This is a genomic window from Methanophagales archaeon (assembly GCA_021159465.1).
Taxonomy (GTDB): Archaea; Halobacteriota; Syntropharchaeia; order Alkanophagales; family Methanospirareceae; genus G60ANME1.
This window is the reverse complement of record JAGGRR010000170.1, coordinates 1-1,106: the sequence shown is the minus strand read 5'-3', so window position 1 is coordinate 1,106 and position 1,106 is coordinate 1. Positions and strand designations below refer to the sequence as shown.

General features: G+C 45.9%; 2 protein-coding genes and 1 tRNA gene. 1 reads left to right on the top strand and 2 read right to left on the bottom strand.

The genetic code is table 11. From position 1 onward, the window contains the following. Positions 1-418: 6,7-dimethyl-8-ribityllumazine synthase (locus tag J7J01_07640; GenBank protein ID MCD6210742.1), on the top strand; the 418-nt coding region annotated here is incomplete at its 5' end. A 16-nt stretch (positions 419-434) separates the two neighbouring features. Here the strand turns inward: J7J01_07640 and J7J01_07635 are convergent. Together J7J01_07635 and J7J01_07630 are read right to left on the bottom strand one after the other, a co-directional pair. Further along, a tRNA-Gln gene (locus J7J01_07635) sits at positions 435-507 on the bottom strand. Positions 508-611: 104 nt separating this feature from the next. Next, positions 612-809 (bottom strand): hypothetical protein, encoded by a 198-nt coding sequence (locus J7J01_07630; GenBank protein ID MCD6210741.1) that lies wholly within the window; start codon positions 807-809, stop codon positions 612-614. Between the last annotated feature and the right edge of the window lie 297 nt (positions 810-1,106).

Genomic DNA, 1,106 nt, shown 5'->3' with positions numbered 1-1,106 from the left:
GCTGGGTTTTGTTGTATCTGAATTCCATAGGGATATCACGTATCAGATGGAGATATTGGGGCGAGAGCATGCTGAGTTCCTTGGTGCTAAGGTTATTCATACGTTTTATACGCCTGGAACGTTTGATATGCCGCTTGCTGTGAAAGAATTGCTGAGAAGCGAAGATGTGGATGCAGTGGTCACACTGGGCTGTGTGATAGAGGGAGAGACCGAGCACGACGAGGTGATCGCCGCGCAACTCACCCGCAGGATTATGGACCTCTCACTGGAGTATGATAAGCCGGTGGCGCTGGGTGTAGCAGGACCGGGAATGACGCGTCTGCAGGCGCAGGAACGTGTTGATTATGCAAAAAGGGCAGTAGAAGCGGCAGTGAAGATGGTGAAGCGGTTAAGGGCTAAGATAGGGGATGGGGAATAAGTGGTAGAGGATAGGATAGTCCCGAGAGGATTCGAACCCCTGTCACAGGCTCCAAAGGCCTGTATGCTTGACCACTACACCACGGGACTTACTTATTTTAATAGTAACGTTTAGCGTATCAATTATATTTAAGTGTATGGTAGGTATTAGGATGATGCATCTTGCATCTTATCTCTTATCGGGTGCTGGAAAACTATAGTGTCAATATGGGGGTTAGATTTGTAGAAAGAATCGTGTTGTTATCATCATCTATTATCCCAAGCTTGGGAAGTGTGTTCTGGATGATTAAGATTATTTTCGATGAAGTCATTCCATCAGATGCAGTTACCAGAGCTGCTATATATCTTATATCTTTATTCCATACTGCTTGCTCATAACGGGGCTTCGCCACGTTGACTCCAAAAACCCTGTAAGGGTTTAGTCGAAGGCGAGATATTCAATAGTAAAGCGATGTCATTATTGCTTAGAACCCTCTTGAGGTAGCGAGCGATAGACTCCGATGAATGCCTTGTATTTCGCCTTTTCTCGGTGAATTCATACCCTTTCAGGTACGTCTGTGTCAAAAGCGTTCCTTGTTCAAGAGCTTCATTCGTCAATCTGACAACTATCCTTCATTCAAATCCTCCCTTCGCTTCGTTCACAAAACGCCTCGATGTCACGCGCTAAGGAGCGACAAACCGCCATTGAG